At 38.1% G+C, this 18043-nt stretch carries 14 protein-coding genes and 1 pseudogene; 6 read left to right on the forward strand and 9 right to left on the reverse strand.

Annotation, left to right across the window (positions count from 1 at the left end; genetic code table 11):
• Positions 1 to 30: 30 nt before the first annotated feature.
• From tnpA to AC6H0A_RS04640, 9 genes and pseudogenes are all read right to left on the reverse strand, one after another.
• A complete protein-coding gene (gene tnpA, locus AC6H0A_RS04600) occupies positions 31 to 495 on the reverse strand; it encodes an IS200/IS605 family transposase (protein WP_005639541.1) in 465 nt (154 codons plus the stop codon).
• A 137-nt stretch (positions 496 to 632) separates the two neighbouring features.
• Positions 633 to 2423, reverse strand: a pseudogene (gene gshAB, locus AC6H0A_RS04605) (bifunctional glutamate--cysteine ligase GshA/glutathione synthetase GshB); the annotation flags it as partial.
• 174 nt (positions 2424 to 2597) lie between these two features.
• Positions 2598 to 3311: a TerC family protein gene (locus AC6H0A_RS04610; protein WP_005643446.1), complete on the reverse strand. Its 714-nt coding sequence runs from the start codon at positions 3309 to 3311 to the stop codon at positions 2598 to 2600.
• A gap of 97 nt (positions 3312 to 3408) precedes the next feature.
• Positions 3409 to 5238, reverse strand: coding sequence for an excinuclease ABC subunit UvrC (gene uvrC / locus AC6H0A_RS04615; protein ID WP_005643448.1), 1830 nt, complete (start codon positions 5236 to 5238; stop codon positions 3409 to 3411).
• Between the two features lies 1 nt (position 5239).
• On the reverse strand, positions 5240 to 6004 hold the full coding sequence (gene kdsB / locus AC6H0A_RS04620) for a 3-deoxy-manno-octulosonate cytidylyltransferase (RefSeq protein WP_005643449.1): 765 nt from the start codon (positions 6002 to 6004) through the stop codon (positions 5240 to 5242).
• A 3-nt stretch (positions 6005 to 6007) separates the two neighbouring features.
• A complete protein-coding gene (locus AC6H0A_RS04625; RefSeq protein WP_171898282.1) occupies positions 6008 to 6181 on the reverse strand; it encodes a Trm112 family protein in 174 nt (57 codons plus the stop codon).
• 4 nt (positions 6182 to 6185) lie between these two features.
• The gene (gene lpxK, locus AC6H0A_RS04630) at positions 6186 to 7184 is read right to left on the reverse strand and encodes a tetraacyldisaccharide 4'-kinase (protein ID WP_005643451.1); all 999 of its coding nucleotides are present in this window, start codon (positions 7182 to 7184) and stop codon (positions 6186 to 6188) included.
• A 72-nt stretch (positions 7185 to 7256) separates the two neighbouring features.
• On the reverse strand, positions 7257 to 9020 hold the full coding sequence (gene msbA, locus AC6H0A_RS04635; RefSeq protein WP_005643453.1) for a lipid A ABC transporter ATP-binding protein/permease MsbA: 1764 nt from the start codon (positions 9018 to 9020) through the stop codon (positions 7257 to 7259).
• A gap of 40 nt (positions 9021 to 9060) precedes the next feature.
• A complete protein-coding gene (locus AC6H0A_RS04640; protein ID WP_005643455.1) occupies positions 9061 to 11427 on the reverse strand; it encodes a DNA internalization-related competence protein ComEC/Rec2 in 2367 nt (788 codons plus the stop codon).
• 259 nt (positions 11428 to 11686) lie between these two features.
• Here AC6H0A_RS04640 and dksA point away from each other — a divergent pair, with 259 nt between their 5' ends.
• The 6 genes from dksA (at position 11687) to mutL (ending at position 18040) form a co-directional block, all read left to right on the forward strand.
• Positions 11687 to 12124, forward strand: coding sequence for an RNA polymerase-binding protein DksA (gene dksA, locus AC6H0A_RS04645; protein ID WP_005643456.1), 438 nt, complete (start codon positions 11687 to 11689; stop codon positions 12122 to 12124).
• Between the two features lie 162 nt (positions 12125 to 12286).
• Entirely contained in the window at positions 12287 to 13729 is a 1443-nt protein-coding gene (pcnB, locus tag AC6H0A_RS04650; RefSeq protein WP_005643458.1) for a polynucleotide adenylyltransferase PcnB, read from the forward strand.
• 8 nt (positions 13730 to 13737) lie between these two features.
• Positions 13738 to 14220 carry a 2-amino-4-hydroxy-6-hydroxymethyldihydropteridine diphosphokinase gene (folK, locus tag AC6H0A_RS04655; RefSeq protein WP_005643460.1) on the forward strand — a complete coding sequence of 161 codons (483 nt, stop codon included), beginning with the start codon at positions 13738 to 13740 and terminating at the stop codon, positions 14218 to 14220.
• Between the two features lie 75 nt (positions 14221 to 14295).
• On the forward strand, positions 14296 to 14772 hold the full coding sequence (gene tsaE, locus AC6H0A_RS04660) for a tRNA (adenosine(37)-N6)-threonylcarbamoyltransferase complex ATPase subunit type 1 TsaE (protein ID WP_005643462.1): 477 nt from the start codon (positions 14296 to 14298) through the stop codon (positions 14770 to 14772).
• Between the two features lie 7 nt (positions 14773 to 14779).
• A complete protein-coding gene (locus AC6H0A_RS04665; protein WP_070047006.1) occupies positions 14780 to 16150 on the forward strand; it encodes an N-acetylmuramoyl-L-alanine amidase in 1371 nt (456 codons plus the stop codon).
• Positions 16151 to 18040, forward strand: a complete 1890-nt coding sequence (mutL, locus tag AC6H0A_RS04670; RefSeq protein WP_005643465.1) for a DNA mismatch repair endonuclease MutL — start codon at positions 16151 to 16153, stop codon at positions 18038 to 18040. It begins immediately after the preceding gene.
• Positions 18041 to 18043 lie beyond the last annotated feature (3 nt).

Below are 18043 nucleotides of genomic sequence, written 5' to 3' on the forward strand. Positions count from 1 at the left end.
ACTGACAACCGCATCTAATTATTTCCTTGATTACCCCTTAAAGGGATCAACATGTTCTTTCGTTGATAAATTATCTTGAACCATATCTTCTTTTTCTTGGTTTCTTATATAATCCTCTACCACTTTTGTATTTAACCCTACTGTGCTTACAAAAAATCCTTTCGCCCAGAAATGCCTATTTCCATATCTATATTTTAAGTTCGCGTGTCTTTCAAAAATCATCAGCGCTGACTTCCCCTTCAGATAGCCCATAAAACCTGATACTGATATTTTAGCTGGGATTTTTAAGAGCATATGGATATGGTCTGGCATTGCATGCGCTTCTATTATCTCCACATTTTTATAGTCACATAACTGCCTCAATATTTGACCTATATCTGCTCTTAACTTTCCATAAATTGCTTTTCTTCTATACTTCGGGATAAATACAATGTGATACTTACAGTTCCATTTTGTGTGTGATAGACTTGAATCGTCACTGGTTTTACTTACCATGATAATCCTCCTATATGTTGAATTTTGGTTGTCAGCTTTGTTCATTATATAGCGAGGATTTTTTCTGTTCATCGCTTAAGCTATTTGGCTCCATACGCATAGCGTATGGTTTTTATAGCCAGACTTTTGGCTGGCTATAATAACACTGCAAGCGTTTCATCCCCCAAAACAAAGAAGCGATATTCTGTACCAACTAAATAATCTTCAACCATCACTTCTTTATCTTCGCGAAAAGCAATTTCAATCGCTTTGACAAAATTATCTCGATGTGTCACACCCTGTTTGAAAATTGTGACACCTAAACCATAATTTGTGGATTTTGGCTTAATAACGACAGCGCGTCCTTCAAATAAAGCATAATGTGCAACGGCCTGTTCAATCGATGTAAATTCCAAGCTTTTTGGTACATTAAAACCAGCCTTTGATAATACTTTCTTTGTCACTACCTTATTTTCCATAATCAATGGAGAGATATATTGATCATGACTAGTCATGTTACCATTTTTAACATATTCAAGGTGTTCACCAAATTTAAGCGCAAGAAATTGATCATTCTCATCTAAAATTTCAGTCGTAACACCTTTTTGAATTAAATCAAATAATAAAGCTTGAGTGGAGAGTTCCGTATTATCAAATGAAGATAAAGCATAAAAACATTTAAAAGCTTGAGCTTTATATTGCTTCGCAAGTTTTACCCCCAAGGCTTTATAACTTCCCTCCTGCTCAATCGCTTTGAGCAATTTTCCATTTACTGTTAGACTTGGTTCTGCCAATTGCACCAATTTTTCTTCCGAAATTTTAACCGCTCTTTCATCTGCATTGATAATTTTCAACATATCAATAATTTGGCTTAATATTGCTTCACCTTCTTCTCTAAATGCTGTTTGCTCACGAGGATCTTCAAGAGATACTTGATATAATCTTTGTTTACCAAGCTCTACTTCTTTTTGACCACTTGTCTCATCAAGCCATAACATTCCTAATAAGAAAATATGAATAAATTTTGCATCATCTAGACTGATACCATATGGCTCAAGTGGATTCAAATCAAACAAACGAAATTCTGCATACTGAACGCCTTTTTCTAGCAATTCACGAGCTTTTTTCGAACCTCGTAAACGAACATTAGAATAAAATTCTTTTTCTGCAATCAAATGACCAAATTTAACTTGAAACTCTAATGTTTCTACATAATTTTCAAGGTTATCATGATTCACCACAACATTAGATGAATTAACGTAACCATAGGGACTAAAACGTAAACTACGTACTAACTGCCCCTCTTTCAAAGGAAAATTCAGTACGCCATTTCGAGAAAAATAATTTGCTTCCACTATAGGACTTGCTGCAAGTAAATAAACTAAGATCCACTGATAGCGTAGAAAATTATTAGCCAATTTCATATATAAAGCATTCTGAAAATCTTTAAGACGAACATATTCATCTTGCAACAGGAATACAGCTTTCACAAATTCGGGTGACAACTGGAAATTGTAATGAATTCCACTTACCATTTGCCTGTATTTGCCATATTGTTTAGACAGATGCTCTCGATATTCCACATCTTCCTGTTTATCAAGCTGCGCCTCTTGAATCTCATTTTCTGGTGGTAATCCCGCAGGCATACTAAATGGGAAAATGTATTCATTTACAGGTAAAGAACGCAGCACCACCTCATGAATTGCAGAAAGCCAACGTAGGCTATCTTCCAGTTTAGCATTTGGTGGCGTAATCAACTCAAGCTGGCTTTCGGCAAAATCTGTTTGAATATAGGGATGATAAGAACGATTACCAAATACACGTGGATGAGGCGTCGTCACAATATTTCCCTTATCGTCAATACGTTGACTTTCCTTTTCTAAACCAAATTGACCTTGCTAAAAAAGTAAACCTAGTTGATATTGTTTAACCCATTGTTGTAATTTCATTATGCACTCTTTTAAATAAAAACTTTTGTTAAAATAATACCACACTAAAAGAGTCTGCTTTATGTTGAAATGGAACTGAATAGATGATTTAGTTATATAAAGATTAACTAAATAAACTAAAAGGGCCAAGTTCCTCAAATAACAGAACTCAGCCCTTAAATTATTTTTAATCTTCTATATCATCCGTTTTCTCATTCGAATATTGATCATTTCGACTACAACAGAGAATCCCATTGCAAAATAAATGTAACCTTTCGGGATGTGAATATCTAAACTTTCTGCAATTAAACTAATTCCGACTAAAACCAAGAAGGCTAAAGCTAGAATTTTCAGCGTTGGGTGTGTATCCACAAAATCGCCGATTGGTTTTGCCGCAAACATCATCACGCCAACGGCAATAATAATCGCCAAAATCATCACAGGAAGGTGGCTTGCCATACCTACCGCTGTAATCACGGAATCTAAAGAAAATACAATATCTAGCACTGCAATTTGAATTAATACGCCAAGATAACTCACTTTATTTTTTCTTTCCGATTCATGATGGTCTTGATGATTGATTGCCTCTTTAATTTCGCCTGAACTTTTTACAATCAGGAATAAACCACCGATTAATAAAATCAAATCACGCCCAGAAATTTCTTGATTAAACACAGTAAATAACGGTGCAGTAAGTTTCATCATCCAAGCAAGTGACATTAAAAGTAAAATTCTTGTCAGCATTGCTAAACCAAGTCCAACAATACGACCAGACTGGCGTTGGCTTTCAGGTAAACGCCCAACTAGGATACTAATAAAAATAATATTATCGACCCCTAAAACGATCTCCAAAGCAGCAAGTGTCGCAAGTGATATCCACGCTTCAGGATCAGTAATCCATTCAAACATAATTTTTCCTATAATAGAGTTAAATAACTCCGAAAGTGCGGATCATAATGGCTTTATGATGAAAAGCAATCGTTATTTACATTTAAGAGATAATTGATTAATCGTTTTTGAGTGTTTCAAAAATCGTTTCGGCAAGTTTAAGGGAAATTCCAGGTACAGAGGCTATTTCATCTAAGGTCGCTTTTTTCACACCTTGTAAACCACCAAGATATTTCAGTAAAGCCTGACGACGTTTAGCGCCCACACCTTCAATGGTTTCTAAACCACTTTGTGTAAAGGCTTTTTGACGTTTTTTACGGTGTCCACTTATTGCGTGATTATGGCTTTCATCACGAATATGCTGAATCAAATGCAATGCCAAACTATCATCAGGCAAATGAATTTCTTGGTCTTGTTTGCTGATGATCAGTACTTCCTGCCCTGCTCGACGATCCACTCCTTTTGCTACACCAATTAAGTGCGGTCTATTTTTATCCCATTTTACTTGAAAATGTTGGAACACATTCAATGCACGATTTAATTGCCCTTTTCCACCATCAATAAAAATAATATCGGGAATTTTGTCTTCTTCTAAATCACGCTCATAACGTTTCTGCAGCGCTTGTTCCATCGCAGCATAATCATCCCCGCCAGTAATGCCTTCAATATTAAAACGACGATAATCAGATTTCAGTGGGCCTTCTTGATTAAAGACAACACAAGATGCTACTGTTTGATTTCCCATCGTGTGGCTTATATCGAAACATTCCATACGCTTAATTTCAGGAAGATTTAACAGCTCACACAACGCTTGATAACGCTCCGACATTCGTGAAGATTGTTTAAGTTGTACATTTAAAGCCGCTTTAGCATTAACTTGTGCGAGCTGTAAGTATTTACTCTTATCGCCTTTTACACTTTCTTGAATCGTCACTTTTCTGCCTGCTTGATCCGTAAGAAGTTGCTCAAGCTCTGATTTTTCAGCTAATTGACGATCGACAATAATGCTATTCGGGATGCTTCGTCCTTGATGACCTTGTAAATAAAATTGCCCCACAAAAGTTTCGGTAAGTTCCGATAAATCCGTATTGGCCGGTACTTTTGGGAAATAACTGCGATTGCCTAGTACTTTTCCTTGACGAATAAACATCACTTGTACACAGGCCAAACCGTGCTGGTATGCGATAGACATAATATCCATGTCATCTAAACGCTCATTGGATACAAATTGTTTTTCTATAACTGAACGCACCGTCTGAATTTGATCGCGATAACGCGCAGCCTGTTCAAAATCTAAATTTCTGCTTGCCTGCTCCATTTTACCGATTAAATAATCTAACACCTGTTGATCTTTGCCTTGCAAAAATAAGCGCGCTAATTCAACTTGCTGATTATATTCTTCATCAGAAACATATCCCTGAACACAAGGTGCGGAACAACGCCCAATTTGATACTGCAAACAAGGACGAGAGCGGTTGGAATAAACGGAATTTTCACATTGGCGAACAGGGAAAAGTTTTTGCAAAAGCGATAAGGTTTCACGCACGGCTCCCGCGTGAGGATAAGGCCCGAAATATTCACCTGAAAATTTTTTAGAACCTCGATAAGAAGTGATTCTTGGATGAGGTTCTTTGGTTAATAAAATAAATGGATAGGACTTATCATCACGCAATAATACGTTATAGCGAGGCTGATAAAGCTTGATAAAATTATGCTCTAGCAGTAAAGCTTCCGTTTCAGATGAAGTTAGCGTGGTGTCAATATGATGAATTGACGCCACTAACGCCTCTGTTTTTTTACTGCTCAGATTTTTACGAAAGTAGCTTGAAAGACGTTTTTTTAGATCCTTTGCTTTTCCAACATAAATAACCTGATCTTTATCGTCATACATACGATAAACACCAGGTTCGTGAGAGACATCCGCTAAGAATTTTTTAGCATCAAACATTTTAATTCGCCGCTAAAATTGCCCGCACTTTTTCCAAATCTTCAGCGGTATCCACTCCCACAGCAGGCACTTCTTTCGCAAGCTCCACATGAATGCGTTCACCGTTATATAACACACGAAGCTGCTCAAGTTTTTCTAGATTTTCAAGTTGAGTCGGTGCCCATTGCACGTATTGCTTTATGAACCCCGCACGATATGCGTAAATGCCAATATGACGTAAGTAAGCGTCCGCAAGCTGTACTTTCTGAACATCCTGTAAATTCATAAACTGATCACGATCGTAAGGAATAACCGAACGGGAAAAATACAGTACATAGCCCTCTTTATCTGTTAACACTTTCACTGCATTTGGATTGAATAATTCCTCAGCATCATGAATTTTTACCGCAAGGCTTGCCATGTTCACGTTAAATTTTGCTAAATTATCTGCCACTTGTCGCACAATAACGGGGGGAATCAAAGGCTCATCGCCTTGAATATTGACAATGATTTCATTGTCAGGAATCGCTAATTTTTCTACAACTTCCGCTAAACGTTCTGTACCAGAATTATGATTAACCGAAGTCATACACACTTCTGCGCCAAAACTTTTGGCAACATCAGCAACATTTTCATTATCAGTGGCAATAATCACTCGACTCGCCCCAGACTGCAACGCTTTCTCAAATACATGTTGAATCATTGGCTTACCTGCAATATCAGCAAGAGGTTTTCCAGGTAAACGACTTGATGCAAAACGAGCGGGGATAATCACGGTAAATGACATAATTTATTCCTTATTCTTTAATATTTCAGCTTTATCGGCAAGCAACACTGGCACACCATTTTTAATAGGATAAGCAATCTGTTCATAACAACAAATTAATCGTTGATTTTCCTGATCATATTGCAATCGTGCTAAACAACGAGGGCAAGCGATCACTTCAAGCAACTGAGGATTAATCTTTTCAAACATTTCTGTATTGCTCCACAAGTTTGTCTATTTTGGCCCAAAAGAGCGGTAAATTTTCACTTTGTTTTTCAGCCTCAATAATCTCCGCATCGACAGGGACATACCACCAATTATCTTTGGCAAAAGATTGGCATTTTACGGCATCTTTTTCCGTCATAAAGAGCGGTTGATTTTCAGCAAGTTTTTCTAATTGAGATGCTTCAAAATGTTGATGATCTTGAAATGCTTGAGTTTGCTGTAACTGAATCCCTAACCTTTCTAACATAGTGAAAAAACGCTGTGGATTGCCAATCCCTGCGATGGCAACACCTGATTGAAATTCATTTAATTGACGTTTTTCATTGGTTGTTAAATTAATCGCAAAATGAGGCACGAGACGCATAACCGCATCTGAATACTGATTTTTTCTACCATTAGTGATCACAAAATCTACGGATTTTAATCGGCTAGGTAATTCACGCAATGGACCTGCAGGCAATACAAAACCATTTCCCAACGCGCGCTCAGCATCCATTACGACAATTTCTAAATCACGCTGTAATTGATAATGCTGTAAACCATCGTCAGAAATAATAATATCGCACTCTGCTTGGCTTAAGAGTAATTCAATCGCTTGCTGGCGATTCGGGGAAATCACAACTGGCGCATTGGTGCGTTTAGCGATCAATACAGGCTCATCTCCACCTTCAATCGGACTTGTATTTTCAGTAACGAATAACGGATAAGTTTTAGATTTGCTTCCATAACCACGAGAAATCACACCTACGCGTAAACCTCGTTTTTTTAATTCTTCCACAAGCCAAACAACCACGGGCGTTTTGCCATTTCCACCAACAGACAAATTTCCCACAATTATCACTGGTTTCGGTGCGCGATAAGAAGGCTTGAGCCCCAAAGAGAATAAGGCGCGACGAATTTGGCTAATCAACCAAAACAATAAAGAAAAAGGCGATAAGAGCCAAATAAGTTTGGAGTTGGAATACCAGAAGGGCATAGAAAATCCTTTCTAATAAGTGCGGATAAAATAACGCGAGTTTTTCAACTCGCGTTTTCGATAATCAATAAATTAGCCACTAAACTGCATACTGTGTAATTGTTTATAGGCGCCATTTTGTTCAAGCAATGTTTTATGGCTGCCACGCTCACAAATTTCACCATGATCAATCACAAGAATTTCATCCGCATTTTCAATGGTTGATAAACGATGAGCAATTACGATAACAGTACGATCTTTCTTCAATTCATCTAATGCAGATTGAATTGCTCGTTCTGACTCTGTATCTAGTGCAGATGTGGCTTCATCTAAAATTAATACTGGAGAATTACGCAATAAAGCTCGAGCAATCGCTAAACGTTGACGTTGGCCACCGGATAGGCTCGCACCGTTTTCACCAATTACCGTATCAAAACCTTGTGGTAATTTTTCAATAAACTCTAAAGCATAAGCCGCTTTTGCTGCAGCGATAATTTCTTCGCGAGAATATTTATCTTGTGCTGCATAAGCAATATTATTCGCAATGGTATCGCTAAATAAATGTACTTGTTGAGAAACCACAGCGCAGTTTTCACGTAAATTAGATAAACGATAATCTTGGATATTTACGCCATCCAGTAAAATTTCACCTTGCTCAATATCGTAAAAACGCGTCACTAAATTAGCAATGGTTGATTTACCCGATCCAGAACGCCCCACTAGAGCTACGGTTTTTCCTGCAGGCACGCTAAAAGAAATATTATTTAATGCAAGTTCCTCTTTTCCTGGATATGCAAAACTCACATTCTTAAATTCTAATTCGCCTTTCGCGGGTTCTGCTTGATAAGTGCCATTATCTTTTTCTGGTTCTAAATCTAAAATGGCAAATAAAGTTTGACATGCTGCCATTCCGCGTTGGAATTGAGAGTTTACGTTCGTTAAAGATTTTAATGGACGCATCATCGCCAACATAGATGAAAAAACCACCGTAAAAGAACCCGCACTTAGGTTATCTTCCGCAATCAACGGAGTCGTCGCTAAAAACAATACTGCCGCCAAAGCAAGAGAAGCAATGATCTGCACAACAGGGTCGGAAATGGAATCTGCGGTGACCATTTTCATGCCTTTACGACGCATATCGTTACTCACGATATCGAAACGTTCCTCTTCCACTAATTGCCCACCAAAAGAAAGCACCACTTTATGCCCTTTTAGCATTTGTTCCGTTGCAGAGGTTAATTCCCCCATTGAATCTTGTAAATTCTTACTCAATTTACGGAAAATTTTTGACACGATAGTGATCAACACCGCAATAATTGGCCCGATCACAAATAAAACAAGCGTTAATTCCCAGCTTGTGTAAAACATTACGGCCAATAGCGAAATAATATATGCCCCTTCTCGCACAATAGTAATCAAGGATCCCGAAGAAGAACTTGCAATCATCTCAGAATCATAAGTGATACGAGAAAGTAATTTACCTGTTGAATTTCTGTCAAAGAAACTCACTGGCATAAACATTAAATGTTTAAACAAGCGGCGACGCATTGTCATGACAACTTTGCCTGATACCCATGCCAAACAATAATTAGAAATAAAGTTGGTCACACCGCGTAAAATAATCATTCCAACGACAACAAAAGCCATAATTTTCAAAAATGAATGGTTTGCCTTGCCAAAACCATCGTCCAACAAAGGTTTTAACAAGTAAATCAAACCAGAGTCAGCCAACGCATTCAAAACTAATGCAATACCCGAAACAACAAGCCCCGCTTTAAAAGGTTTAATTGTTGGCCACAAACGCTTAAAAGTTTGTAAGGTTGAAAAATCATTTTCTTGTAATTTTTGCTCTTGCATAATCGCTATCTAATGGTAAAAATTGCGCGCATTGTACCTTTTATTCGCTCGATAATCCAATTACACGCGCATACCAAGGGGAAAATTCTGTGCGTGCTTGTTGGATTTCTAATCGGTCTTTAAAAAAATTTACCCGCACTTGCCCTGAAATTGCGGTATTTTCTACCGCACTTTTATAGCGTTGAAGCCTTTCTATAACCGAATAATGGGGGAATTTCCACGGATTCCAACGCCCACTAGAAATAATCGCTACATCTGGTCTAACCTGAGAAAGCAAGTATTCACTTGTCGATGTTTTACTCCCATGATGCCCCACTTGTAACACATCAATTTTTCCTAAAGTGCGGGCAAAAATTTGCTCATTTTTTACTTCAGCATCGCCTGTTAGCAAAACGCTATGCTTTCCATCATCAACTAAAATTACACAAGAATGGGGATTATCTGCTCGATCCACAATAGAATATGGTGAAAGTATTTGAAAATGTAGCCCTTGCCAATCCCAATGAAGTCCAGCAGTACAAAAAGTGCGGTGATTTTCCCCATAGTTTTTTCGTGAAGGGGTAATAAATTCTACATTGGGATACGCCTTTAAAATTGTCGAAGCACCACCTGCATGATCGTTATCATCGTGGCTCAAAATCAATTTTTCCAAAGTAACTCCTTCTCTTTGCAAATAAGGCAAAATTTCTAATTCAGCCATATTCCCCCCTTGCCATGCAGGTCCTGTATCATAGAGAATCCCTTTACCATTTTTAACAATCAGCGTTGCTAATCCCTGCCCAACATCCAACGTATCTAATTGCCAATTCGGCTTGCTCAATTGTTTAAACAACAAAATCATAAAACAAAGCGACATAATGCCGAAATAACATCGCAAAACGTTGATTCGTTCATTTTTTAGCAAAGGTTTACTGAGATTTAATGTAAAAAATCTTGCTCGTTTTACTTGCCTGGTTGATGATGAAACTTCAGGTTCTCGGTAAATACTCCAAATAATTAACATAAAAATTCCCGCACAAAGCGCGGTTAAAATCAGCGCTAAATTAAATGAAACATTAAACCAATTTCCTTGAAAAACAGAAATTAACCAAGTAATCCCTTCGGCTAGCTTATTTGCAAGTTGCCAAGCAAAAACTGCGCCGTTGGTAAAAACAGCAAATAAAATCAAGGGAACAAGGAAGAAGCTATAAAGTGGTACGGCAATAAGATTGGCTAAAAATCCACTCAGCGATAAGCCATTAAATAGAAAAAGTTGCAAAGGCGTAAAAAAGAGCAATAACCCAAATTGCAAATAAAATAAACTCAAAATCCACCGCACTTTTGGTGAAAAGGGGCGATTTTTCCATTGAAAAAGAGAAAAAGGCACATAACGATACCAGACGATCAAACAACCAACAGCTCCACAAGAAAGCCAAAAACTGACCGAAAGCGGCATTAATGGATCGCAGAAAAGCAAGAATCCGACAACCAGCATAAAAAGCTGAAGGGGTGAATAATATCGCCTCATTATTTGAACGAAGAAAACGAAAACAAGTGCTGAAATGGCACGAAAAGTTGGCACGCTAAAACCAGCCAAATACGCATAAATTAAAGCAAATAAAACACCAAAAACTAAAGGAAAATAAGGATGAATAAAACGGGTGGGTAAAAATACTTGCACAACACGCGCCAAGTAAAATCCAATTCCCATAGCCAACCCAATATGTAAGCCAGAAATGGCAATAAGATGTGCGGTATTGGTTTGTTGGTAAATTGACCAAGTGGTTTTATCTAACCAAGCCCGCTCGCCAAAAGCTAACGCGATCAATAAACCTTGTAGAGATAATCCTTCCGTTTGCCTCTTTACTTGTTGCAATTTTGCTGCACGCAATGATGAAACATCAGCAATTTTCACCGCACTTTTTACGGTTCCGACAGCCGTAATCCCCTTTGAAAAATACCATTGTTGCCGATCAAATCCACCAAAATTTAATCGCGCAGAAAGGGGGCGTAAGGAAATTTCAGCTTGCCAAATTTCCGATAATTGAGGCACCTCTTTTGCTTTCCAATTTAAAAAAATTCGTTGCTCTCGTAAGTTATCCACCAATGTTGCTGTAGCGATAAGCGTTTGATAATCCTGCTGGTGCAAAATTTCTTGGATCTCAAAAGTCACCACTTGTTTTTGAGCGGTAACGCTTTGAGCCTGTTGTAACAAGCTAATCGTCGAATGGTGTGTATAACCTAGAGATACAACAAAAAAAGCAAGAAAAACTAAGAAATTTCTACGCAAAAAAATAAAAAGAAAAATCAAAGCAAGCTCAATAACGAGAGCAACTTGCCAAGGCAATAGCAATGACTGCGGTAGAAATAACAACGTTAAATCCGCAACAATCAACAAGATAACTAAAGTTATTAAGTTTAATTTCATTTTTATCGCAATTTTAGGCTTATCGTTCTAAGCCTAAAATAGACTTATCTCTGTGTGCAAAAGGTTACTGACGTTTCTGCGATCTATATCGCAAAAATAAATGTTTCAGGAAAATTTACTTGCTAAAACAAACAACTTCTGATATTTATAGCGCCCTCAAAAATTGGGTTCCTAAAAGTGCTATCAGGAACAAACTAAAATAACAAGACAGGAAGTCGTGAAGTTCACGCTTAAATTCTGTATGTATTAGGAGTGAGAGATGTCAAAAGCATCGTTGAGCTTGCTAGATTTAGCAGGCGTAAAGCCTTATCAAATGAAAAAAGATGAAGAATATATGAGTGAAGATCAAATTCTTCATTTCAGAAAAATTCTTAGTGCTTGGCACGAGCAAATCGTGGAAGAAGCTTCTCGCACCGTTGCACATATGCAGGATGAAGTGACCAATTTCCCCGATCCCGCAGACCGAGCGACTCAGGAAGAGGAATTCAGTCTAGAATTACGTAATCGCGATCGCGAACGTAAACTAATGAAAAAAATTGAAGCAACCTTGAAAAAACTTGATACCGATGATTTCGGTTACTGCGATTGTTGTGGTGAAGAAATTGGCATTCGCCGTTTAGAAGCACGCCCAACAGCAGATCTTTGCATTGACTGCAAAACGTTAGCTGAAATCCGCGAAAAACAAGTCGCTGGTTAATTCATTCTATTGAAAAATACAAAAGTGCGGTTAAAATTAGCCGCACTTTTTTGCATTTAAAAATGCGGAAAATTTTCCCTTACCTTTTCCAACAAGAAAAGAGCTAAGTCATTTATTTCCAACTAAAAAACGGAGTAAATTATTCTTACTTATATTAAAAATTTGTTTGGCAAGAAGACAAAAAAATTAAAAGAGGTTGCCAAAACAAGTGCTCATTCTAAACGAGTTGAGCGTTCTAATAGTCAAATGCCAAAAGCGCGAGCAAAAAAATCAGAACAAACACACCGCTACGATAAAAATGTGATTAAAGCGGCTCAATTTGATATTTCACCGCGTGATTTTAGCCGTAATGCACTCACCGTAGTGGAAAAACTACAACGTCAAGGTTTCGAGGCTTATATCGTCGGTGGATGTATCCGTGATTTATTGCTCGGTAAAAAACCAAAAGATTTTGATGTGGCAACAAACGCCCGTCCTGAGCAAATCCAAAACATTTTTCAACGCCAATGCCGTTTAGTGGGTCGCCGTTTCCGATTAGCACATATTATGTTTGGTCGAGATATTATTGAAGTCGCCACTTTCCGTGCCAATCACAGTGATGCTCGCAATGAAAATCAAGCGAAACAGAGCAATGAAGGCATGTTACTGCGCGATAATGTTTACGGTACTATTGAACAAGATGCAGAACGCCGAGACTTTACGGTCAATGCGCTATATTACAATCCGCAAGACAATACCTTACGTGATTATTTTGATGGTATTCATGATCTCAAAGCAGGAAAGCTACGCTTAATTGGAGATCCAGTTACGCGTTATCAAGAAGATCCTGTGCGCATGCTACGCTCAATTCGTTTCATGGCAAAACTTGATATGTTCCTTGAAAAACCGAGCGAACAGCCAATTCGTGAACTTGCGCCTTTATTAAAAAATATTCCGCCAGCCCGCTTATTTGACGAAAGTTTAAAATTATTGCAGGCGGGACAAGGGGTAAAAACCTATCGATTATTACGCCAATATGGTTTATTTGAACAACTTTTCCCTGCATTAAGCGCATATTTTACAGAGAAAGAAGATAGCTTTGCAGAACGCATGATCGTCACCTCGCTTACTTCTACGGATGAACGTGTTGCGGATAAACTTCGTATTAATCCTGCATTTTTATTTGCAGCATTTTTCTGGTATCCATTACGCGAAAAAGTGGAAATTTTGAAAAATGAAGGCGGTTTAAATAATCATGATGCTTATGCTTTAGCGGGTAATGAGGTTTTAGATTTATTCTGTCGCGCTTTGGCTGCACCACGTCGTCACACTGCAGTTATTCGTGATATTTGGTTCTTACAGCTGCAATTATTAAAACGTACAGGCTCAGCACCAATGCGTACCATGGAACATCCAAAATTCCGTGCAGGCTTTGATTTACTGGCTATGCGTGCAGAAATTGAAGGTGGCGAAACGATTGAATTAGCTAAATGGTGGCACGAATATCAATTGAGCAATGGTGAACAACGCGAACAGTTAGTACACGAGCAACAACGCTTACATCCCAAACCAAAGAAAAAATACTACCGTCCACGCCGTCGTAAAACAACGCGTTCAGCAGAATAAGGGAAGAGATGATTACTGCATATATTGCCCTTGGTAGCAATTTGAATACACCAGTAGAACAATTACATGCTGCGCTTAAAGCGATAAGTCAGTTACCAAACACGCATTTGGTAACGACGAGCTCTTTGTATAAAAGCAAACCGCTCGGCCCACAAGATCAACCCGATTATGTGAATGCAGTTGCAAAAATTGAAACCGAGCTTAGCCCGCTAGCACTATTAGATGAATTGCAACGCATTGAAAATGAACAAGGTCGAGTTCGTTTACGTCGCTGGGGTGAGCGTACATTAGATTTGGATATTTTACTCTACGGCAATGAAATCATTCAAAACGAGCGCTTAACGATTCCCCATTATGATATGCATAACCGTGAGTTTGTCATTGTGCCGTTATTTGAAATCTCATCGGATCTGGTCTTACCTAACACTCAACCACTAGTAGATTTGGTCAAGCAATTTGATGACCATGAAATGGTAAAATTAAATCCCTAGAAATTTCACTGCACTTTTATGAACCTCAAAAGTGCGGTAGAATCTGCCCACATTTTTCTTCATTAATGACCCGTTATGGAAAGCTTAACTCAATATATCCCTGATGAATTTTCTATGCTTCGCTTCGGCAAAAAACTCGCGGAAATTCTTTTAAAATTGCATACTGGAAAAGCAATTATGGTTTATCTTAACGGTGATCTTGGGGCAGGAAAAACAACGATGACACGCGGAATGCTGCAAGGTATCGGTCATCAGGGTAATGTAAAAAGCCCAACTTATACGCTAGTTGAAGAATACAATATTGCAGGCAAAATGATTTATCATTTTGATTTATATCGTTTAGCAGATCCTGAAGAGCTCGAATTTATGGGCATTAGAGATTATTTTAATACGGATAGCATCTGCTTAATTGAATGGTCTGAAAAAGGACAAGGCATATTGCCGGAAGCAGATATTTTAGTGAATATTGATTATTATGATGATGCACGAAATATTGAATTAATCGCACAAACAAACTTAGGTGAAAATATTATAAGCGAATTTTCTAATTAATTTATTTATGAAAACTAAAATTTTATTTTTTCTTTTTTTCTCAACGTTTAGCATCTCTCTTTTTGCAGCCCCAATTACGATTGCGATTGACCCAGGTCATGGAGGAAAAGACCCTGGTGCAATCAGCCGAAACTTGGGAATTTATGAAAAAAATGTCACTCTTTCGATTGCAAAAGAGTTAAAAGCCTTACTTGATAAAGATCCAAATTTTCGTGGCGTATTAACGCGCAGCGGCGATTACTATATTTCCGTGCCTGAGCGTTCAGAAATCGCACGTAAATTTAAAGCGAATTATCTCATTTCCATTCATGCGGACTCATCTGAATCACCTGAACGTCGCGGTGCATCAGTCTGGGTGTTGTCAAACCGTCGAGCCAATGATGAAATGGGTCAATGGTTAGAAGACGATGAAAAACGCTCCGAATTACTCGGTGGCGCAGGAAAAGTACTTTCACACAATAATGACAAATATCTTGACCAGACTGTACTTGATCTGCAATTCGGACATAGCCAACGTACTGGCTATGCGCTAGGCGAACATATTTTGCGCCATTTTGCTAAAGTAACAACATTAAGTCGCAGTACGCCACAACATGCAAGTCTAGGTGTTCTACGTTCGCCAGATATTCCTTCTGTGTTGGTAGAAACGGGATTTCTTTCCAATTCAGAAGAAGAAAAAAAACTTAACTCTCAAGCCTATCGTCGCCGCATTGCTTATATGATTTATGAGGGGTTGGTTGCATTCCGCGGCGGAAAACCTAAATCTTTCATAAGAGATGACATTGTTCTGAATAGCAAACAAAATGACACAAAAAATTCAGAAAAAAATAACCGCATTTCCGAACAAAATACAAATGAAAATAACATAAAAGACAGTGGTATTCGTCATATTGTGAAAAAGGGTGAAAGTTTAGGCAACCTTGCGAATAAATATGATGTCAAAGTGGCAGACATTGTGTCGTTAAACAAATTAAAGCGCGAAACGCTTTGGATTGGTGAAACCATCAAAATTCCAGATAATGGAAAAACTCAAAAAGCACAAGATGAAAAAATAAATTCATCAAAAAATAAAGAAAGTGCGGTGAAAAAGAGTGAAAAAACGACTGAAAAAACCAATACTGTAAAAGTAGAAAAATCAGAAAATAAAACGGATAAAAATAAATCCTCAAATAAAACAAAAAAAGAGGAAACCTCATCCACTAAAAAATCGGATGAGAAAAAAGAGATTCCGCTTTACCATGTCATTCAAAAAGATCAGACAATCTATGCGGTATCGCGAGAATACAATATTTCAGTCAATCAAATTTTAAAGCTGAATCCAAAATTAAAAGATGGTAAAGCCCTAAGCGGACAAAAAATTAAATTAAGAGAAAAATAAATGCCAATTAAAATTCTTTCCCCACAACTTGCGAACCAAATTGCTGCTGGTGAAGTGGTAGAACGCCCTGCGTCTGTAGTGAAAGAATTAGTGGAAAATAGCCTTGATGCAGGTGCAAATAAAATCCAAATCGATATCGAAAATGGTGGGGCAAATTTAATCCGAATTCGTGACAACGGCTGTGGTATTCCAAAAGAAGAATTAAGTCTTGCTTTGGCACGACATGCTACGAGTAAAATAGCCGATCTTGACGATCTCGAGGCAATTTTAAGTTTAGGTTTTCGTGGTGAAGCTTTGGCAAGTATCAGCTCGGTATCACGCTTAACGCTCACCTCTCGCACCGAAGCACAAACTGAGGCTTGGCAAGTTTATGCACAAGGTCGTGATATGAAAACAACGATCAAACCCGCATCACATCCTGTCGGCACAACAGTTGAAGTTGCCAATCTTTTTTTCAACACGCCAGCCCGCCGAAAATTTTTGCGCACAGATAAAACAGAATTTGCTCATATTGATGAAGTCATTCGCCGCATTGCTTTAACAAAATTCAACACGGCATTTACATTAACGCATAATGGGAAAATTATCCGTCAATATCGTCCTGCTGAAGCGCTCAATCAGCAACTAAAACGTGTTGCTGCTATTTGTGGAGATGATTTTATCAAAAATGCCTTACGAATTGATTGGAAACACGATGATTTACACTTATCGGGCTGGGTAGCCACACCAAATTTTAGCCGAACTCAAAATGATTTAAGTTATTGCTATATTAATGGTCGAATGGTTCGAGATAAAGTGATCAGCCATGCTATTCGACAAGCCTATGCACAATATTTACCAACCGATGCTTATCCTGCGTTTGTGTTGTTTATTGACTTAAACCCACACGATGTGGATGTCAACGTTCATCCAACCAAACATGAAGTGCGCTTTCACCAACAACGCCTCATTCATGATTTTATTTACGAAGGCATCAGCCATGCGCTAAACAATCAAGAACAACTTAATTGGCACACAGACCAAAGTGCAGTAGGAAATCACGAAGAAAATACGGTGCATGAACCCCAACCGAATTACAGCATTCGTCCTAATCGTGCAGCTGCGGGGCAAAATATCTTTGCGCCACAACATCACGAAAAATCACAGCAAAATCAACCGCACTTTTCTAATACACCAGTGTTGCCAAATCATGTAAGTACAGGTTATCGAGATTACCGTTCTGATGCACCGAGTAAAACTGAGCAACGTTTATATGGTGAATTATTACGCACATTACCGCCTACAGAGCAAAAGGATATATCGAATACAGCACAACAAAATATTTCAGATACAGTTAAAATCATCTCAACTGAAATAACTGAGTGCTCATCACATCTACGCGCCCTTTCACTTATTGAAAATCGCGCGCTCTTATTACAACAAAATCAAGATTTCTTTTTGCTTTCATTGGAAAAATTACAACGCTTGCAATGGCAATTGGCTTTACAACAAACATACATTGAACAACAGCCTTTATTGATTCCAATCGTGTTTCGCTTAACTGAATCACAATTTCAAGCATGGCAACAATATTCAGATGACTTCAAAAAAATTGGCTTTGAATTTATCGAAAATCAAGCACAATTACGCTTAACCTTAAATAAAGTGCCAAGTGTATTACGCACACAAAATCTACAAAAATGCGTGATGGCAATGCTGACTAGAGAGGAAAATTCATCACCATTTTTAACCGCACTTTGCTCACAATTAGAATGTAAAACCTTTGACGCTTTAGCGGATGCACTCAATTTATTGAGCGAGACGGAACGTTTACTGACGCAAACAAATCGCACGGCATTTACCCAGTTGCTAAAACCTGTTAACTGGCAGCCTTTATTAAACGAAATTTAGATT

Source organism: Haemophilus sp. THUN1692, assembly GCF_059704395.1.